The sequence below is a fragment of the Curtobacterium sp. MCLR17_042 genome (genome assembly GCF_003234695.1).
Classification (GTDB): Bacteria; Actinomycetota; Actinomycetes; order Actinomycetales; family Microbacteriaceae; genus Curtobacterium; species Curtobacterium flaccumfaciens.
In genome coordinates this window covers 15,014-32,927 of sequence record NZ_QKTD01000001.1, presented here as the reverse complement: position 1 = coordinate 32,927, position 17,914 = coordinate 15,014, and the positions used below count along the sequence as shown (strand labels likewise).

Annotated in this window: 17 protein-coding genes; 3 read left to right on the top strand and 14 right to left on the bottom strand. The window is 70.7% G+C overall.

What is annotated here, in order from left to right; all coding sequences use genetic code 11:
• Positions 1-49 precede the first annotated feature (49 nt).
• The 3 genes from DEJ02_RS00145 to DEJ02_RS00135 all read right to left on the bottom strand — a co-directional run bounded on the left by DEJ02_RS00145 (position 50) and on the right by DEJ02_RS00135 (position 2,572).
• Positions 50-232 carry a hypothetical protein gene (locus DEJ02_RS00145; protein WP_110891564.1) on the bottom strand — a complete coding sequence of 61 codons (183 nt, stop codon included), beginning with the start codon at positions 230-232 and terminating at the stop codon, positions 50-52.
• Positions 233-355: 123 nt separating this feature from the next.
• Positions 356-985 (bottom strand): 30S ribosomal protein S4, encoded by a 630-nt coding sequence (gene rpsD, locus DEJ02_RS00140; RefSeq protein WP_017887166.1) that lies wholly within the window; start codon positions 983-985, stop codon positions 356-358.
• 234 nt (positions 986-1,219) lie between these two features.
• A complete protein-coding gene (locus DEJ02_RS00135) occupies positions 1,220-2,572 on the bottom strand; it encodes a replication-associated recombination protein A (RefSeq protein ID WP_084740335.1) in 1,353 nt (450 codons plus the stop codon).
• 132 nt (positions 2,573-2,704) lie between these two features.
• On the opposite strand from DEJ02_RS00135, the gene DEJ02_RS00130 reads away from it, so the two are divergent.
• A complete protein-coding gene (locus tag DEJ02_RS00130; protein WP_111031593.1) occupies positions 2,705-3,517 on the top strand; it encodes a peptidylprolyl isomerase in 813 nt (270 codons plus the stop codon).
• Positions 3,518-3,630: 113 nt separating this feature from the next.
• On the top strand, positions 3,631-4,863 hold the full coding sequence (locus DEJ02_RS00125) for a DUF349 domain-containing protein (RefSeq protein ID WP_110864584.1): 1,233 nt from the start codon (positions 3,631-3,633) through the stop codon (positions 4,861-4,863).
• Positions 4,864-4,947: 84 nt separating this feature from the next.
• On the opposite strand, the gene DEJ02_RS00120 is transcribed toward DEJ02_RS00125, so the two are convergent.
• The 5 genes from DEJ02_RS00120 to DEJ02_RS00100 are packed head-to-tail and all read right to left on the bottom strand — an operon-like array spanning position 4,948 to position 8,210.
• Positions 4,948-5,910 (bottom strand): bifunctional riboflavin kinase/FAD synthetase, encoded by a 963-nt coding sequence (locus DEJ02_RS00120; protein WP_071414720.1) that lies wholly within the window; start codon positions 5,908-5,910, stop codon positions 4,948-4,950.
• An 8-nt stretch (positions 5,911-5,918) separates the two neighbouring features.
• Complete coding sequence (locus DEJ02_RS00115) at positions 5,919-6,371, bottom strand: hypothetical protein (RefSeq protein ID WP_111031592.1); 453 nt, start codon at positions 6,369-6,371, stop codon at positions 5,919-5,921.
• 45 nt (positions 6,372-6,416) lie between these two features.
• Positions 6,417-6,782, bottom strand: coding sequence for a hypothetical protein (locus DEJ02_RS00110; protein ID WP_071403707.1), 366 nt, complete (start codon positions 6,780-6,782; stop codon positions 6,417-6,419).
• Complete coding sequence (gene truB, locus DEJ02_RS00105) at positions 6,779-7,741, bottom strand: tRNA pseudouridine(55) synthase TruB (protein ID WP_071244775.1); 963 nt, start codon at positions 7,739-7,741, stop codon at positions 6,779-6,781. The genes DEJ02_RS00110 and truB overlap by 4 nt, the downstream gene beginning before the upstream one ends.
• Before the next feature lie 22 nt (positions 7,742-7,763).
• Positions 7,764-8,210 carry a hypothetical protein gene (locus tag DEJ02_RS00100; RefSeq protein WP_146249187.1) on the bottom strand — a complete coding sequence of 149 codons (447 nt, stop codon included), beginning with the start codon at positions 8,208-8,210 and terminating at the stop codon, positions 7,764-7,766.
• 52 nt (positions 8,211-8,262) lie between these two features.
• On the opposite strand from DEJ02_RS00100, the gene DEJ02_RS00095 reads away from it, so the two are divergent.
• A complete protein-coding gene (locus DEJ02_RS00095) occupies positions 8,263-9,189 on the top strand; it encodes an A/G-specific adenine glycosylase (RefSeq protein WP_375342359.1) in 927 nt (308 codons plus the stop codon).
• Here the strand turns inward: DEJ02_RS00095 and rbfA are convergent.
• From rbfA to ispG, 6 genes are all read right to left on the bottom strand, one after another.
• On the bottom strand, positions 9,186-9,659 hold the full coding sequence (rbfA, locus tag DEJ02_RS00090; protein WP_111031590.1) for a 30S ribosome-binding factor RbfA: 474 nt from the start codon (positions 9,657-9,659) through the stop codon (positions 9,186-9,188). The genes DEJ02_RS00095 and rbfA overlap by 4 nt on opposite strands.
• 113 nt (positions 9,660-9,772) lie before the next feature.
• Entirely contained in the window at positions 9,773-12,625 is a 2,853-nt protein-coding gene (gene infB / locus DEJ02_RS00085) for a translation initiation factor IF-2 (RefSeq protein WP_111031589.1), read from the bottom strand.
• A 74-nt stretch (positions 12,626-12,699) separates the two neighbouring features.
• Positions 12,700-13,011: a YlxR family protein gene (locus tag DEJ02_RS00080; RefSeq protein WP_031259737.1), complete on the bottom strand. Its 312-nt coding sequence runs from the start codon at positions 13,009-13,011 to the stop codon at positions 12,700-12,702.
• Positions 13,012-13,079: 68 nt separating this feature from the next.
• Positions 13,080-14,075, bottom strand: a complete 996-nt coding sequence (gene nusA, locus DEJ02_RS00075) for a transcription termination factor NusA (RefSeq protein WP_071414715.1) — start codon at positions 14,073-14,075, stop codon at positions 13,080-13,082.
• Between the two features lie 203 nt (positions 14,076-14,278).
• The gene (locus DEJ02_RS00070; protein ID WP_111031588.1) at positions 14,279-16,030 is read right to left on the bottom strand and encodes a proline--tRNA ligase; all 1,752 of its coding nucleotides are present in this window, start codon (positions 16,028-16,030) and stop codon (positions 14,279-14,281) included.
• 693 nt (positions 16,031-16,723) lie between these two features.
• Positions 16,724-17,878: a flavodoxin-dependent (E)-4-hydroxy-3-methylbut-2-enyl-diphosphate synthase gene (ispG, locus tag DEJ02_RS00065; RefSeq protein ID WP_171907786.1), complete on the bottom strand. Its 1,155-nt coding sequence runs from the start codon at positions 17,876-17,878 to the stop codon at positions 16,724-16,726.
• Positions 17,879-17,914: the final 36 nt, after the last annotated feature.

The following is a 17,914-nucleotide window of genomic DNA, read 5'->3' as shown; positions in this document are numbered from 1 at the left end:
GGGTTCAGGTCGTGGGTGGAGGAGGGTCGAGGCTGCTCGGTCGGAGCGCTCAGACGTCGGTCCGGAGCTCGGCCTCGCGCGACCGGTAGCCGTCCGCGACGGCACCCGTGAAGGCCTTCGTCCTGGCGTTCACCTCGGCGAAGAGCCGGGCGCCACCGGAGGTCTGGGCGACCCGGTGTGCGACGGCGAACCCGATGACGATGCCGACGGCGACGAAGAACAGCTGCTTCACGGTGCCTCTCCCTCTGTGCACCCGGGCGGTGCATGCCCGGACAAGCTTAGTCGCCGGTGCCGGAACGCCGAACGGCGGGTCGCCCTCGAGAGGACGACCCGCCGTTCGGGTGTGATCAGTGGATCAGCGAGCTGCGTAGTACTCGACGACGAGCTGCACTTCACAGGTCACGGGGACCTCGGCGCGCTTCGGGCGACGCACGAGGCGGGCCTGGAGCTTCTCGATCTCGACCTCGAGGTAGCCCGGGACCTTCGGGAGGACTTCCTGGTGGCCACCGGCAGCGGCGACCTGGAAGGGCTCCATCGACTCGGACTTCGCCTTGACGTGGATCAGCTGGCCCTCCTTGACGCGGAAGGAGGGGCGGTCGACGAGCTTGCCGTCGACCAGGATGTGGCGGTGCACGATCAGCTGACGGGCCTGCGCGGTGGTGCGGGCGAAGCCGGCGCGGACCACGAGGGCGTCGAGGCGCTGCTCGAGGAGCTCGACCAGGTTCTCACCGGTCAGGCCCTTCGTCTTGCGGGCCTCTTCGAAGACGATGCGGAGCTGCTTCTCGCGGATGCCGTACTGGGCGCGCAGACGCTGCTTCTCACGGAGGCGGACGGCGTAGTCGCTGTCCGCACGACGGCGCGTACGGCCGTGCTCACCGGGCCCGTAGGGGCGCTTCTCGAGGTAACGGGCAGCCTTCGGCGTCAGCGGGATGCCGAGTGCGCGCGACAGGCGGGTCTTGCTGCGGGTACGTGACTTGGTAGACACAGGGTCCTTTTCTCTGTTCGAACTGAATACTCACCGGAGGCCGGGCACGCGAGTGCCGGTGGCCCCGACGACGGGATCCAGAGGGATGAGCCTGTGGGATCGGACGGCTACAGTCCGAACCTCTGCCCCCGTACCACCGGAGTGGCACTCTGTCCTCGACGCAGCCGTGCTCGAGGACCAGGACGTAGGCCCGGCAATGCTAGCAGCATCGGGGCGAGCGCAGAAGCACCGACGCTAGTGGCCGCGTGTGATCTTCCGGAGTCGTTCGAGCCGCGGCCCGACCTCGCGCTCGTAGCCGTTGGCCGTCGGCGTGTAGTACTCGGTGCCCTCGAGTGCGTCCGGCAGGTACTGCTGCTCGGCGACCCCGTGCTCGGCGTCGTGGGAGTAGACGTACCCCTTGCCGTGCCCGAGGCGCTTCGCCCCGGCGTAGTGCGCGTCGCGCAGGTGCATCGGGACCGTGCCCATGCGCCCCGCCTTGACGTCGGCCATCGCCTGGTTGATGCCGTTGTAGGCGGCGTTCGACTTCGGCGCCGTCGCCAGGTACACGACGGCCTCGGCCAGCGGGATCCGCCCCTCTGGCATCCCGATGAGCTGCACGGCCTGGGCCGCGGCGACCGCGATGGGGAGCGCCTGGGGGTCGGCCATGCCGATGTCCTCGGACGCGGAGATGATGATCCGGCGCGCGATGAACCGGGAGTCCTCGCCTGCCTCGATCATCCGGGCGAGGTAGTGCAGGGCCGCGTCGACGTCGCTCCCCCGCACCGACTTGATGAACGCGCTGATGACGTCGTAGTGCTCGTCGCCCTGTCGGTCGTAACGCAGCAGGGCCCGGTCGACCGCGGCCGCGACGGTGTCGGCGTCGACGACGGGCACGGTGTCGTCGTCCTCGTCCTGCGCGGCGGTGGCCGACGCCGCCGCGGCCTCGAGCGCGGTCAGGGCACGTCGGGCGTCGCCGGACGCGAGGCGGATGATCGCACTGCGGGCTTCGTCACCGAGGACGACGGCACCGCCGAGCCCGCGGGGGTCCTCCACCGCGCGGTCGACCAGCATGCCGAGGTCGGGATCGGTGAGCGGTTTGAGCGTCAGGAGCAGCGAGCGGGACAGCAGGGGCGAGATGACCGAGAACGACGGGTTCTCGGTGGTGGCGGCGATCAGGATGACCCACCCGTTCTCGACGCCGGGCAGCAGGGCGTCCTGCTGGGCCTTGCTGAACCGGTGGATCTCGTCGAGGAACAGCACCGTGGTCGACCCGTACAGGTCCCGGTGGGTCAGCGCCTTCTCCATGACCTCGCGCACGTCCTTCACGCCGGCGGTCACGGCGGAGAGCTCGACGAACTCGCGACCGGACTGCCGTGCGATGGCCTGCGCCAGCGTGGTCTTGCCGGTGCCCGGCGGTCCCCACAGGATCACGGAGACCCCGCCGGGGTTCTCACGCGTGCCGGTGGCGAGCTGCACCAGGGGCGAACCCCGGCCGAGCAGGTGCTGCTGACCGGCGACCTCGTCGAGGCTGGTGGGGCGCATCCGGACGGCGAGCGGGACGGAACCCTGCGCGAGACCGGCGCGACCACCCGTGGTGGGCGCGTGCATTCCCGAACGATCCGCTGCCATCCTGCAATCGTAGGCCGGTCCACCGACGCAGGCCGCGCCTCCCGCCAGGTGGTGGTGGTGACCGTTCGGCTACGCTCGTTGCACACTGCGACGAGAGGGCAGACCAGCACCGTGGCACCGAAGAACCCAGCGCGTGACAACCGTGAGGCGCGCGAGCGCCTCCGCCTCTACCAGGCCCGCCAGGGGCTCCACGAGCGGCAGCGACGCCGCCGCGTGCGGGACAACCTGATCGGCGCCGGTGCCCTCGTCCTCGTCGCGGCCCTCGCCACCGGGTCGCAGCTCGCCTTCGCCGGGTCGCGGGGGTCGGACGCCCCGGCCCCGAGCGCCTCCGCGTCGTCGACGGCCACGCCGTCGCCCAGCGCCACTGCCGGCAACACCGGCGACGTGCCGAGCAAGTCGATCGCGAAGGGCGCGACCTGGACCGGCACGCTCACGCTCAACAAGAGCATCGACCTCGGCATCGAGCTGGACGGTGCCAAGGCGCCGCAGGCCACGAGTGCCGAGATCTCGCTGATCCGTGAGCAGTTCTACAACGGCACCACCTGCCACCGGCTCGCCGACAGCGACGGCCTGAAGTTCCTGCAGTGCGGCTCCGCGAACGGCGACGGCACCGGCGACGCCGGCTTCGAGTACGGCCCGCTCGAGAACGTGCCGGAGGACGGCGTCTACGAGAAGGGCACCATCGCGATCGCGCGGTCGGACTCCCCGTACTCGCAGTCGACGCAGTTCTTCATCGTCTACGGGGACACCACGCTCGACGGCTCCACGGGCGGCTACACGGTCGTCGGCAAGGTCACGAGCGGTCTGTCCGAGCTCGAGTCGGAGATCGCCGCGAAGGGCATCGCGTCCCCCGGCAGCGACGGCACCGGTGAGCCGAAGGTGGCGACGGAGATCACCGACGCGACCATCGCGGAGCAGAAGTAGTCCACAACCCGTCGCACCGGTCGGGCGGCGGAGCCCGTCCGTGCAATAGGCTGACGACCTGACCGTGCCGACGGTGACGTCGGCGATGCACGACCACGATCGAGGCGAGACCTGTGGGATCTGACGAAGCAACGACCTGGGGGCGGGTCGACGAGAACGGGACCGTGTACGTCCGGTACGAAGAGACCGAACGTGCTGTCGGTGAGTACCCGGACGCCACCCCCGAAGAAGCCCTCGCCTACTTCGCGCGGAAGTACGCCGACCTCGAGGGGCAGGTGAAGATCGCCGAGCAGCGCGTCCAGCGCGGTGCGTCGGCGAACGACGTCGCCCGGACGGTCGAGCACCTGACGGCCCTGGTCGCCGACGCGCGGGTGGTGGGTGACATCAAGTCGCTCGAGACCCGCGTCGGCGTCCTCGCCGAGCAGCTCGGCTCGCTCACCAAGGAGCAGGCGGAGCAGGCGCAGCAGGCCCTGCAGGACGCCCTGGCGCACCGCACCGCCCTGGTGGAGGAAGCCGAGGCACTCGCCGCGGTGGACCCCGCACGCGCGCAGTGGAAGCAGATCACGGCGCAGCTCGACGACGTGTTCGCGCGCTGGCAGCAGCACCAGCACGACGGGCCGCGGATCCCCAAGAACGAGGCGAACGACCTGTGGAAGCGGTTCCGCGCAGCGCGGTCCACCGTCGACCAGCACCGTCGTGCCTTCTACTCCGAGCTGGATGCACAACACCGTGACGCCCGGACCCGCAAGCAGGAGCTCGTGGCGCAGGCCGAGGCCCTCGCACCCCGCGGCTCCGATGCGATCCCGGACTACCGCCAGCTCCTCGACGACTGGAAGAACGCCGGGCGTGCAGGCAAGCGGCACGACGACGCACTCTGGGCGCGCTTCAAGGCCGCCGGAGACGTGCTGTTCGAGCAGCGCCACGCCGAGAGCGCAGCCGAGAACGAAGAGTTCTCCGCCAACCTCGAGGCGAAGCAGGCCCTGCTGACCGAGGCCGAGCCGCTCCTGCAGGCGACCGACCGCGTCGCCGCGCGCAAGACCCTGACCGGTATCCAGCGCCGCTGGGACGAGATCGGCAAGGTCCCCCGCGGCGACGTCCGTCGGGTCGAGGACCGCCTGCGTGCCATCGAGGACCACGTCCGTGGGCTCGAGGACGCGCACTGGAAGGAATCGAACCCGGAGCGCAAGGCCCGTCAGAACGGCCTCGCGAGCCAGCTGGAAGACGCGATCGGCAAGCTCCAGTCCGAGCTCGCCGCGGCGCAGGCCACCGGTGACGCCCGGAAGATCAAGGACGCGCAGGAAGCCCTCGACGCCCGCAAGATCTGGCTCGACGCCCTGGGCGGCTGAGCCTCCGCAGCACGAACGACGCCCCCGTGACCGATCGGTCACGGGGGCGTCGTTCGTGGTGGCCGCTTCAGCGTGCTCGGCAGGTCAGACCGGCGCGGGCAGTCCGAGCAGCAGCCGGATGTCGAGGTCGTCCTGCCGCATCTGCGCGGCGAGCTCGTCCATCGACGAGAACTTCACCATGCCGCGCACGTACGACACGAAGAGCACCGAGATCCGATCGCCGTACAGGTCGATGTCGACGTCGAGCAGGTGCGCCTCGATCTGCTTCGCCGGCACACCCTCGAACGTCGGGTTGTTGCCGACCGACACCGCTGCCGGGTAGACGGTGCCGTCGTGCAGCACCCGGGCGGCGTAGACGCCGTCGGCGGGGACGAAGCCCTCGCACGCCGGGTCGAGGTTCGCGGTGGGGTACCCCATCGCCCGGCCGCGCTGGTTGCCGTGCACCACGACGCTCCGCACGGCGTGCTCCCGCCCGAGGAGTCGTGCGGCCTCGGCCACGCGGCCCTGGCCCAGGAGCTCCCGGATCCAGGTGGAGGACACGCGGCGCTCACCGTCGGGTCGGACGTCGTCGATGAGGTCCACGTCGTCGATGAGCTCGACGGTGAAGCCGTGCTGCTCCCCCAGGGTCCGGAGCAGCGCGACGTCACCGGCGCCCTTCGCACCGAAGCGGAAGTCGCTGCCGACGAAGACGAGCCGGGCGTGCAGGGTGTCGACGAGGATCTCGGACACGAACGCCTCGGGCGACTTCGACTGCAGTTCCTGGTCGAAGCGGAGCAGCAGGGTGGCGTCGACCCCGGCCTCCTCGAGCAGTTCGCGGCGCTGCGCGGTGCTGGTCAGTGCCGGCGGGACGTGCGGCGGGTCGATGACGTTGAGCGGGTGGCGGTCGAACGTGACCACGGTGGCCACGAGGTCGTGCTCGCGGGCGGCGCGCTCGAGGTGTGCGATGACGGCTCGGTGCCCGACGTGCACGCCGTCGAACTTCCCGATGGTGACGGCGCTCGGGCCGAACCCGTCCGCCACGTCGGCGGTGTCCTCGTAGAACTGCACGGTGGCTCCTACTCGCTCGCCGGGGCGGTGGACGAGGACGCAGCCGGTGCCGACGGCTCGGTGACCGTGCGGTGGTGCTTGCGGAGCCACCAGAGCCCGGCGATCGGCAGCACGAGCGGCGCGAAGGCGTAGCCCAAGCCGTAGTACGACCAGATGGTGTCGTCGGGGAACAGCTGGCGGTCGAACAGCGACAGGGTGCCGATGACGAGCACGCCGGTCATCTCGAACACGATCGTGACGCAGGCGACCCGGTACCAGAACCGGCCGGGCACGATGAGGGCGATCATCGCGACGATGTAGACGACGGCAGCGACGGCACTGAGCGTGTAGGCGAACGGTGCGAACGAGAACTTCTCGATGATCTGCACGACGCTGCGTCCGGTCGCCGCCAGCGCGAGGATGCCGTACACGGCGATGAGGACGCGGCCGATGCCGGTCGCGAGTGAGGATCTGGTCGCCATTGCACCGATTCTACCGACGCCCGGCTGCGCGCATGACCTCCGGCGTCAGTTCAGCGCGAACCAGATCTGGTACATCCGGTAGACCATCACCGCGACGGTGAAGGCCCCCGCGCCGAGCACCACGGTGCTCCACTTCGTGCGGTCGATCAGTGCCCACACGACCGCGGCCGGCGGGACGAGCAGGACAGAAACGGCGTACACCCCGAACTCGAGCGCGTTGCCGTCGGGCGGGCTGCCCGTCGCCGGCAGCACGATCGAGATGACGCCCTGCGCCAGGAGCAGCAGTTCGATGAGCACGAGGGCGCCGACGGTGTAGTCGTTCGGCTTCCAGCCGATGAACCCCACGACGACCGCGAAGAGCCCCACAACGACGGCGAGCACCAGCTGCACCCACATGTACCACTCGATCACGCGCGGGCTCCGGTCTGCGAGGAGGACGACGCACCGGGCGTCGGGAAGTTCGTGATGACCCGGAGCAGTCCGCGGCGGACGGAGACGAGGCCGACCAGCCGGTCGTCGGACGCGGTGACCGCTGCCACCGGTCCGTCCGAGTCGGGGTGCTCGGCCGCGACACGCTTGCCGTCGGTGAGGTCCTTCGCCGAGGCTGCGTCGAGCGTCACCGACGAGAAGAGTCGGCGGGCGATGTCCGCCGGACGTGCGAGCGCGGCGCGGACGTCGACGGCGTCGTCCTCGAGGTCGATGGCGTCCTGCACGTCGAACGGTCCGACGCGTGTCCGACGGAGGGCGACGAGGTGCGCCCCGGTGCCGAGGGCCGCGCCGACGTCACGGGCGAGCGCGCGGACGTAGGTGCCCGACGAGCAGGTCACGACGACGTCCAGGTCCACCACGGCGACGTCGGTGCCGTCGACGGCGACGGTCCGCTCGTTCCGCGTCGTCACGTCGAACTGCGAGACGGTCACCGTGCGGGACTTGAGCTCCACCGCCTCGCCCTTGCGCGCCAGGTCGTAGGCACGGCGCCCGTCGACCTTGATCGCGCTGACCGTGGACGGGACCTGGTCGATCACGCCCCGCTGCGCCGCGACGGCGGTCTCGACGGCGTCGTCCGATACGTCGGCAGCGGCCACACCGACAGCAGCGGTCGGCGTGCCGTCGGCGTCGTCGGAGTCCGTGGAGACACCGAGCCGGATGGTCGCCGTGTAGGTCTTGTCGAGGCCCACCAGGTGCGTGAGCAACCGGGTGGACGGCCCGATACCGAGCAGCAGCAGCCCCGTCGCCATGGGGTCGAGGGTGCCGGCGTGGCCGACCTTCTTCAGGCCGAGGCGGCGACGGGCGATGGAGACCACCCGGTGGCTGGAGATCCCCTGCGGTTTGTCGACGAGGAGGATGCCGTCCGGCGCGGTTTCGAGCACCAGGCGAGATTACCAGCGCCGGTCAGCAGGCGTCGTTCCACTCGCGGCGGGGGTGCTCGGGATCGGTGACGTCGAGCACCGCGGAGGCCGCGATCTTCACGTCGGCACGACGCTCGAGCCGGCCGGACTCCTGCTCGACCCACAGCGACCAGCGCCACAGGGTACGGACCCCGGGGGCCAGGGTCCCCCGCCCGTGCACGATCAGGACACCGTCACCGGCTCCGGTCGTGCGGAAGGGCGTCACCAGGTCGGACCGGAGCGTGTCCTGGTCGGCCGACGGCGCGGCGGCCGCCATCGCGGAGATCCCGTGCTGCTCGAAACCGGTGACGAGCGCGGCCGCGACCCGCTCGAGGTCGGTGCCGTCCTGCCCGTCGATGCCGATGACAGTACGGTTCGTGCCGACCTGCGCGATCGCCTCTGCGGCGATCGCAGCCATCGTGTCGGTCTCTTCGGGTGCCCAGCGTGCCATGCGTCCACCGTAGGCTGTCGAGGTGAACGCGAGTCGGGCCTCCAGACCGGACGTGGACAAACCGACCGCGCGACGCGGTGTGCAGGAGTCGGCCACGCCGGAACGGCCCGACATCGCGACCCCGCTGATCGCGTGGTTCCGGCAGCAGGCGCGGGACCTGCCGTGGCGCCGCCCCGGCTTCCCCGCGTGGGGGACGCTCGTCAGCGAGATCATGCTGCAGCAGACGCAGGTCGCGCGCGTGGTCCCCCGACTGGAGGCGTGGCTCACCCGCTGGCCGACGCCTCGCGACCTCGCGGACTCGCCCCCGTCCGAGGCGGTGCGAGCCTGGGACCGGCTCGGCTACCCGAGACGCGCGCTCGCGCTGCACGCGGCGGCGACCGCCATCGCGAACGACCACGGCAACGTCGTGCCCCGCGACGTCGACGCCCTGCTCGCCCTGCCGGGCATCGGCGACTACACCGCCCGCGCCGTCGCGGTCTTCGCGTACGGCGACCGGCACCCGGTCGTGGACGTCAACGTGCGCCGCGTGCTCGCACGTGCGGTCCTCGGCCAGGGCGAACCCGGGCCGGCGAAGGCGAAGCAGGACCTGCCACTGATGGAGTCCGTGCTGCCGGCGGACCGCGACGACGCCGCCGCCACGAACGCCGCCGTGATGGAGCTCGGCGCGCTGGTGTGCGTGTCCCGCTCCCCCGCGTGCGATGCGTGCCCGATCGCGGACCGCTGCGCGTGGCGTGCGGCCGGGTACCCGGAGCACGACGGGCCGCGGGCACCGCGGCAGGCGAAGTTCGCCGGCAGTGACCGCCAGGTGCGCGGCCTGATCATGGCCGAGCTGCGCGCCAGCGACGTGCCGGTCACCCGGTCCGAGATCGAACCGGTGTGGCCGGACGCCGACCAGCGGGACCGGGCGCTCGCGTCGCTCGTGCGTGACGGACTGGCCGTCGGGGACGACGCGAGCGGCTACCAGCTGCCCGGGGTCTAGGAACGCGGCTCGGCGGAGCCGTCGGTCTCGGCAGCGTCGTCGGCGTCGTCGTCCTCGTCGCGCTTGTACGGGTCGGCGTCGCCGGCGTACGTCGCACCGACCGAGGCTGCGCGGACCTGCTCGTCGCGCACCTGGGCCTGCACGAGCAGGTCCTCCATGTGCGCCGAGGTCTCGGGCAGGGCGTCGGCGATGAACTCGAGCGACGGCGTGAGCCGGGCGGTGATGTTCTTGCCGACCTCGGACCGGAGCATGCCGGTCGCGGCCTTGAGCGCCGCGGCGGAGTCCGCACGCTCCTCGTCGGTGCCGTACACGGTGTAGAAGATCGACGCGTGCTGCAGGTCACCGGTCACACGGACGTCGGTGATCGTGACGAACCCGAGTCGCGGGTCCCGCAGACCCTTGTCGAGTCGACGTGCGACGACTTCCTTGATGCGGTCCGCCATCTTGCGTGCGCGCTGCGGATCGGCCATTGGGTGCCTCCTGAGGCAGTGGCGGGACGCTTCCCGCCGGTGGTCCTGCGTGGGAAAGGGGTCGGGCCCCGGCCTCCCACGTGGGGAGGCCGGGGCCCAGAGGAGTCACGCGATCAGTCGCGCGGCTTCTCGACGAGTTCGGTCGTCTCGACCTCGTCGCCGATCTGGATGTCGTTGAACTTGCCCAGACCGATACCGGCTTCGAAGTCCGTGCGGACCTCGGTCACGTCGTCCTTGAAGCGACGCAGTGACTCGATGGCCAGGCCATCGGCGACCACCACACCCTCGCGGATGACGCGCGCCTTGGCGTTGCGCGTGATCGTGCCGGAGCGGACGATGACACCCGCGATGTTGCCGAACTTCGAGGAACGGAACACCTCGCGGATCTCGGCGACGCCCGACTGGACCTCTTCGTACTCGGGCTTGAGCATGCCCTTGAGGGACTGCTCGATGTCGTCGAGTGCGTTGTAGATGACCGAGTAGAAGCGCACGTCGATGCCTTCGCGCGCCGCACGCTCACGGGCCTTGACGTCCGGACGGACGTTGAAGCCGATGACGATGGCGTTGTCGATCGTGGCGAGGTCGATGTCCGACTCCGTGATCGCACCGACACCGCGGTGCAGGATGCGGAGCTGGACGCTGTCGTCGACCTCGATGTCCAGGAGCGACTGCTCGAGTGCCTCGACGGCACCGGAGACGTCACCCTTGATGATGAGGTTGAGCGACTCGACCTTGCCCTCTTCGAGCGCACGGGTGAAGTCCTCGAGCGAGATGCGCTTGCGCGACTTCGCCAGCAGGGCGTTGCGCTCGGCGGCTTCACGCTTCTCAGCGATCTGACGCGCCGTGCGGTCCTCTTCGGTGACGAGGAAGGTGTCACCGGCGCGGGGCACCGAGGACAGACCCTGCACCTGGACCGGGCGGCTCGGCGTCGCAGCCTTGACCGCGACCCCGTTCTCGTCCGTCATCGCACGGACTCGACCGTAGGCCGTGCCCGCCACGATGGCGTCACCGACGTGGAGCGTGCCGGACTGGATGAGGACCGTGGCGACTGCACCGCGACCCTTGTCGAGCCGGGCCTCGATCGCGACACCACGGGCGTCCTTGTCGGGGTTCGCACGCAGGTCGAGACCGGCGTCCGCGGTGAGCAGCACGGCGTCCAGGAGCTCCTGGATGCCGATGTTCTGCCGTGCCGACACGTCGACGAACATGACGTCGCCGCCGTACTCCTCGGCCACCAGGTTGTACTCGGTGAGCTGCTGGCGGACCTTGGCGGGGTTCGCGCCTTCCTTGTCGATCTTGTTGACCGCGACGACGATCGGCACACCGGCCGACTGCGCGTGGTTCAGCGCCTCGATGGTCTGCGGCATGATGCCGTCGTCCGCCGCGACCACGAGGATCGCGATGTCCGTCACCTGGGCACCACGGGCACGCATGGCCGTGAAGGCCTCGTGACCCGGGGTGTCGATGAAGGTGATCGGGCGGTCGATGCCCTCGTGCTGCGCGACGATCTGGTACGCACCGATGTGCTGGGTGATGCCACCGGCCTCGCCCTCGACGACCTTCGAGTTGCGGATCGCGTCGAGGAGGCGGGTCTTGCCGTGGTCGACGTGACCCATGACGGTGACCACCGGCGGCCGCTGCTGCAGCACGTCGTCGTCTTCGTCCTCGAGTTCTGCGTCGAGGTCGATGTCGAAGCCCTCGAGGAGCTCCTTGTCCTCGTCCTCGGGCGAGACGATCTGGATCTTGTAGCCCAGCTCGTCACCGAGGACCTCGAACGTGGCCTCGTCCAGCGACTCGGTCGCAGTCGCCATCTCACCGAGGTGGAACAGCACCGTCACGAGGTTGCCGGGCATGGCGTCGATCTTGTCCGCGAAGTCCGAGATGCTCGCACCACGACGGAGTCGGACGACCGTGTTGCCGTCGCCACGAGGGACCTGCACACCGCCGAGCGACGGGGCCTGACGCATCTCGTACTCGGCGCGCTTCGTCCGCTTCGACTTGCGGGCACGGCTCTTGCCGCCACCGCGACCGAACGCACCGGCGGTACCACCACCGGGGCCACGACCACGGCCACCGCCACCGGCGGGACGCGGGCCGCTGAAGGCCGGACGCGGGAAGCCGCCACCGGCACCGCCGCCGGCACCCGGACGGGCACCGGGGCCGCCACGGCCACCACCCTGGCCCGGGCGCTGCCCGAAGCCGTTGGGACGATTGCCCTGACCGGGACCACCCGGACGCGGAGCACCCGGACGGGGCGTGCCCGGACGCGGGGGCTGCGGACGCGGGATGCCACCGCCACCGGCTGCGCCGGCGGCCGGGCGCTGGCCCATGCCCTGGTTGGACGAGTACGGGTTGTTGCCGGGGCGCGGCGGGCGCGAGCCCATGCCCTGGTTCGACGAGTACGGGTTGTTGCCCGGACGTGCACCGGGCTTGGGGCCACCCGGCTTCGGACCGGCTGCCGCGGGAGCCTTCGGGCTGGTGCCCGGCTTCACGGCGTCGGACTTCGGAGCAGCGTCGGTGGACCCGCCTGCCTGCTCGGCGGCCTGCTTCTCAGCGGCCTGCTTCTCGGCACGGGCCTTCTGCGCAGCCTCTGCCTCGGCCTGTCGCTGGGCGACGGACTTCGGTGCGGCCGGTGCGGGGACGTCGGCAGCGGGTGCTGCCGGGGCCTCGGGCTCGGGAGCCGGTGCCGGACGAGCCGGACCCGGACGGGGGCCGCCGGGCTTGGGTGCACTCGACTTCGGCGCGCTGGCCTTGGCGGGTGCGCTCGGCGCGGAGGTCGAGGCGGCGGGCTTCGCCGCGGGGGCGCCGTCTGCCTGGAGGGCGGCACGGAGCTTCCGTGCCACGGGGGGCTCGATGCTCGAGCTGGCACCCCGGACGAACTCGCCGAGCTCCTTGAGCTTCTCGAGTGCGGTCTTGCTGTCGACGCCGAGTTCGCTTGCGATCTCGTGTACGCGTGGTTTAGCCACTGTTCTCCTTCACGGGTCCCACCCCGTGAAGGGGCAGGACTCAATGGATGACGGGTCTCATTTCGAGCCGCTCATCAGTTGTCCATAAGCCGTTCAGCCTGTTCTGTCATGTCCGGGCGCTCGGCCGGTTCCTGTGGGAGACCGACGATGTGGTCGAGCACCGCGGACGTGTCGGGATCGCGATCCAACCGGAGCGCACGGCGGAAAGCCCTGCGCTTGACGGCCAGATCGTAGGCATCGACGGTCGGTGTGAGCCACGCTCCCCGGCCCGGCATGACTGCCTTCGGATCCGCCACGACACGGCCATCGCTCAGGGCGACGACTCGGAGGAGGGAGGATCGGGAAGCGCGACGACGACTGCCGATGCACGTTCTGACGGGAACCACTCTACTCCTTGCCTCGGACGTGCGCGATCCGGCGCGCCCTCGCAGGGCGCGCCGGGAGCGAAATCGTCCTAGTCCTCGCCGTCCAGGATGGAGTCCGGCTGGATGTCGATGCGGGCACCGGTGAGCTTCGCGGCGAGGCGGGCGTTCTGCCCCTCCTTGCCGATCGCGAGCGACAGCTGGTAGTCCGGCACGAGCGCGCGGACGGCCTTCGTCGAGGCGTCGAGCACGAACGCGCTCGTCACCTTGGCCGGCGACAGGGCGCTCGCGACGAACGACGCGAGGTCGGACGAGTAGTCGACGATGTCGATCTTCTCGGCACCGAGCTCGTTCGTGACCGCACGGACACGTGCGCCGAGCTCGCCGATGCAGGCACCCTTCGCGTTCACGCCGGGCTCGTTCGCCTTGACGGCGATCTTCGTGCGGTGGCCGGCCTCGCGGGCGAGCGAGGTGATCTCGACGACACCGGACGCGATCTCCGGGACCTCGAGTGCGAAGAGCTTCCGGACGAGGCCCGGGTGGGTGCGCGACACGATGATCTGCGGGCCCTTGTTGCCACGGGCGACGCTCGTCACGTAGACGCGGATGCGGGAGCCGTGCTTGTACGACTCCCCCGGCACCTGCTCTTCGGGCGGCAGGATCGCCTCGATCGTGCCGAGGTCGACGTGCACCATCTTCGGGTTCGGGCCCTGCTGGACCACGCCTGCGACGATGTCACCTTCCTTGCCGCGGAACTCGCCGAGGATCTTGTCATCGCCGATGTCGCGCAGGCGCTGGTTGATGACCTGCTTCGCCGCGAAGGCCGCGATGCGTCCGAAGTCGCTCGGCTGGTCGACGGCTTCACCGATGACGGTGCCCTCGTCATCGAGCTCGGGGACGTAGACGCTGACCTCGCCGGACTTGCGGTCGAGCTCCACACGCGACTGCGCGTGGGCCGGCTCGCCGTTCTCGTCGGCGTGCTTCTGGTAGGCGGTCAGGATGGCAGATTCGATGATCTGGACGAGCTCGTCGAACGGGATCTCCCGCTCGCGCTCCATGAGTCGCAGGACTGCGAGATCGATCTTCACCGAGGTGCCTCCGTATTCAGATGAGTCGCTCCTGCGGGGTGGAACTGCGCAGAAGTCGGCCACAAGCGTACCCCAGAACCAGGAGGCGGACAGGAGGCCCGTGGCGGCGTCGCACCCCTCCCTCGCAGGCTCGGTCGGCGCGCCCCGCGTGACGCTGGCGCGTCACCGCTGAGCGGGGCGCGCCCGTCCGTCAGGGGTCGCGTCTAGATCGCGCGGACCGCGTCGAGCAGCTCGGCCACCGGCACGTCGCGGCGGTCGCCGGTCGCGCGGTCCCACAGCTCGACGACGCCATCGGCGGCGCCGCGACCGGCGACGACGACGATCGGCATGCCGAGTAGTTCGGCGTCACGGAGCTTCACGCCGGGCGAGACCTTGGGGCGGTCGTCGTACAGCACGTCGAACCGCTCGCCCTCGAGCTCGGCGACGACGGAGGCCGCCAGCTCGTAGGCGACCTGGTCACGGCCGGTGGCGACGATGTGCACGTCGAACGGCGCGACGTTCTTCGGCCAGACCAGGCCCTTCTCGTCGTTGTGGGACTCGGCCAGGATCGCGAGGATGCGGGTCACGCCGATGCCGTACGAGCCCATCGTGACCGTCGCGAGCTTGCCGTTCTCGTCCTGCACCTTGAGACCGAGCGCCTCGGCGTACTTGCGACCGAGCTGGAAGACGTGCCCGATCTCCATGCCACGCGCGGTCTCGAGCGGGCCGGAGCCGTCCGGCGACGGGTCACCGGCGCGGACGTCGGAGACCTCGACGACACCGTCGGCCACGAAGTCACGGCCGGCGACGAGGCCGGACACGTGCACGCCGCGCTCGTTTGCACCGGTGATCCAGCTCGTGCCGTCGACCACACGCGGGTCGACGAAGTAGCGGAGGCCGGTGGCGCTGTCGGCGCCGAGGACCTGCGGGCCGATGTAGCCCTTCACCAGACCGCGGTGCTTCTTGAAGTCGTCGTCGCCGGCGGCCTCGACCTCGGCCGGGGCGAACGACACCTCGGCGCGCTTCAGGTCGACGTCGCGGTCACCGGGGAGGCCGACGACCACGACCTCGCGCGTGCCGTCGAGGTGGGTGAGCGCCAGGACGACGTTCTTCAGCGTGTCGGCCGCGGTCCACGGTGCACCCTCGCGCGGCGCGACCTGGTTGGCGTGGGCGACGAGCGTGTCGATCGTCGGGGTGTCCGAGGCGGGCAGCAGCACGGGCTCCGGCTGGCCCTCGATCGGCAGCGACTCGGGGACGGGGGTGACGTACGCCTCGACGTTGGCCGCGTAGCCGCCGGCACTGCGGACGAAGGTGTCCTCGCCGACGCCGATCGGGTGCAGGAACTCCTCGGACTTGGAGCCGCCCATCGCGCCGGCGTCGGCCTTGACGATGACGTAGTCGAGGCCGAGGCGGGCGAAGATCTTCTCGTACGCGTCGCGCATGACCTGGTAGCTGCGCTCGAGGCCCTCGTCGGTGAGGTCGAACGAGTACGCGTCCTTCATGGTGAACTCGCGGCCGCGCAGGAGTCCGGCGCGGGGCCGGGCCTCGTCGCGGTACTTGTCCTGGATCTGGAACAGCGTGACCGGCAGGTCCTTGTAGGACGAGTACAGGTCCTTCACCAGGAGCGCGAACATCTCCTCGTGCGTGGGGGCGAGCAGGTAGTCGGAACCCTTGCGGTCCTGCAGGCGGAACATGCCGTCGCCGTACTCGGTCCAGCGGTTCGTCGCCTCGTATGGCTCACGCGGCAGGAGCGCGGGCAGCAGGACCTCCTGCGCACCGGCTGCGACCATCTCGTCGCGGATGATCGCCTCGATCTTGGCGCGCACCCGGAGGCCGAGCGGCAGCCAGGCGAAGATCCCCGGGGACTGGCGACGGACGTACCCGGCGCGGACGAGCAGCTTGTGGCTCGTCACCTCGGCGTCGGAGGGGTCGTCGCGGAGCGTACGGAGGAACAGATGCGAAAGCCGTGTGACCACGGGGCAAGCCTAGTGGCGGCGGGCCGACGGCGCGGGTTCGCTGCGGTGTGCCCGCCGCTGGGCGCGAGCGGCGCCGTTCGGCACGGTGCGAGGTTCGCCGGCCCGTGCGACGGCAGCCGCTCCGTGCGCGCCTGCACGCTCGCACCGGGCGATCAACGCGGCGGCCGCTCGCGAAGTCCGCACCCTGCGGAGGGGATGCGCATCGAGCAGCCCCAACGGGCCTCCGGGCCGGTCCGCGGTGCGTCACGCGCGTCGCCGGCGACGCGGGCGCCGCCGGCGACGCGGAGCAGAGCCGCACCGTGCGAGGTTCATCGGCCGGTGCGGCACCAGCCGCTCCGTGCGCGCCTGCAGGCTCGCACCGGGCGGTCAACGCGGCGGCCGCTCGCGAAGTCCGCACCGTGCGGAGGGGACGCGCGTCGAGCAGCCACAGCGGGCCTCCGGGCCGGTCCGCGGTGCGCCGCGGGCGCCGCGGGCGCCGCGGAGCGGAGCCGCACCGTGCGAGGTTCATCGCCCGGTGCGGCACCAGCCGCTCCGTGCGCGCCTGCAGGCTCGCACCAGGCGATCAACCCGCCGGCCGCTCGCGAAGCACGCACCGTGCCGACCGGCGCTGGCGCCGGCACCAGCGCCGCACGACGACGGACCGGAGGCCCGGTGCCAGCTGGCACCGGGCCTCCGGTCGGAGGGTGGTCGCGCCTACGGCGCCATGATCACCTGGGGCGTGCCGGTGGCGGCGGCCGGACCCATCTCGTCCGCGATGCGGTTCGCCTCGTTGATGAGTGTCTGGACGATCTCGGCCTCGGGCACGGTCTTGACGACCTGGCCCTTGACGAAGATCTGCCCCTTGCCGTTGCCCGAGGCGACGCCGAGATCGGCCTCGCGCGCCTCGCCCGGGCCGTTCACGACGCAGCCCATGACGGCGACGCGGAGCGGGACGGTCATGCCCTCGAGCCCCTTCGTGACGTCGTTCGCGAGCTGGTACACGTCGACCTGCGCGCGACCGCAGCTCGGGCAGGAGACGATCTCGAGCTTGCGCTCGCGCAGGTTGAGCGACTGCAGGATCTGCAGGCCGACCTTGACCTCTTGCGCGGGCGGGGCGGAGAGCGACACGCGGATGGTGTCACCGATGCCCTCGGCCAGCAGGATGCCGAACGCGGTGGCGCTCTTGATCGTCCCCTGGAACTCCGGGCCGGCCTCGGTCACGCCGAGGTGCAGCGGCCAGTCACCGGCGGCGGCGAGCTGCCGGTAGGCCTTGACCATCACGATCGGGTCGTTGTGCTTGACCGAGATCTTGAAGTCGTGGAAGTCGTGCTCCTCGAACAGGGAGGCTTCCCACACCGCGGACTCGACGAGCGCCTCCGGGGTGGCCTTGCCGTACTTCTGCAGCAGGCTCGGCTCGAGCGACCCCGCGTTCACGCCGATGCGGAGCGAGACGCCGGCGTCCTTGGCGGCCTTGGCGATCGCGCCGACCTGGTCGTCGAACTTGCGGATGTTGCCCGGGTTGACGCGGACGGCGGCACAGCCGGCGTCGATCGCCTGGAAGACGTACTTCGGCTGGAAGTGGATGTCGGCGATCACGGGGATCTGCGACTTCTTCGCGATGATCGCCAGCGCGTCGGCGTCGTCCTGCGTGGGGACGGCGACCCGGACGATGTCGCAGCCCGAGGCCGTGAGTTCGGCGATCTGCTGCAGCGTCGCGTTGATGTTGGTGGTCTGCGTCGTGGTCATCGACTGCACGGACACCGGGGCGTCGCCGCCCACGAGCACCTTGCCGACCCGGATCTGCCGCGACTTGCGACGCGGAGCGAGGGTTTCGGGGGACTTGGGCATACCGAGGTTGACTGCGGGCACGTGAGCACTCTACGCGCTCGGTCTGACCGTGCCGGG

Bases quoted from the DNA above. Each gene is read 5' to 3' on its own strand.
- DEJ02_RS00135 (WP_084740335.1), bottom strand. From the start codon at position 2,572: ATGCACGCGCCCACCACGGGTGGTCGCGCCGGTCTCGCGCAGGGTTCC.
- DEJ02_RS00115 (WP_111031592.1), bottom strand. From the start codon at position 6,371: ATGGCGACCAGATCCTCACTCGCGACCGGCATCGGCCGCGTCCTCATC.
- DEJ02_RS00100 (WP_146249187.1), bottom strand. From the start codon at position 8,210: ATGGCACGCTGGGCACCCGAAGAGACCGACACGATGGCTGCGATCGCC.
- rbfA (WP_111031590.1), bottom strand. From the start codon at position 9,659: ATGGCCGATCCGCAGCGCGCACGCAAGATGGCGGACCGCATCAAGGAA.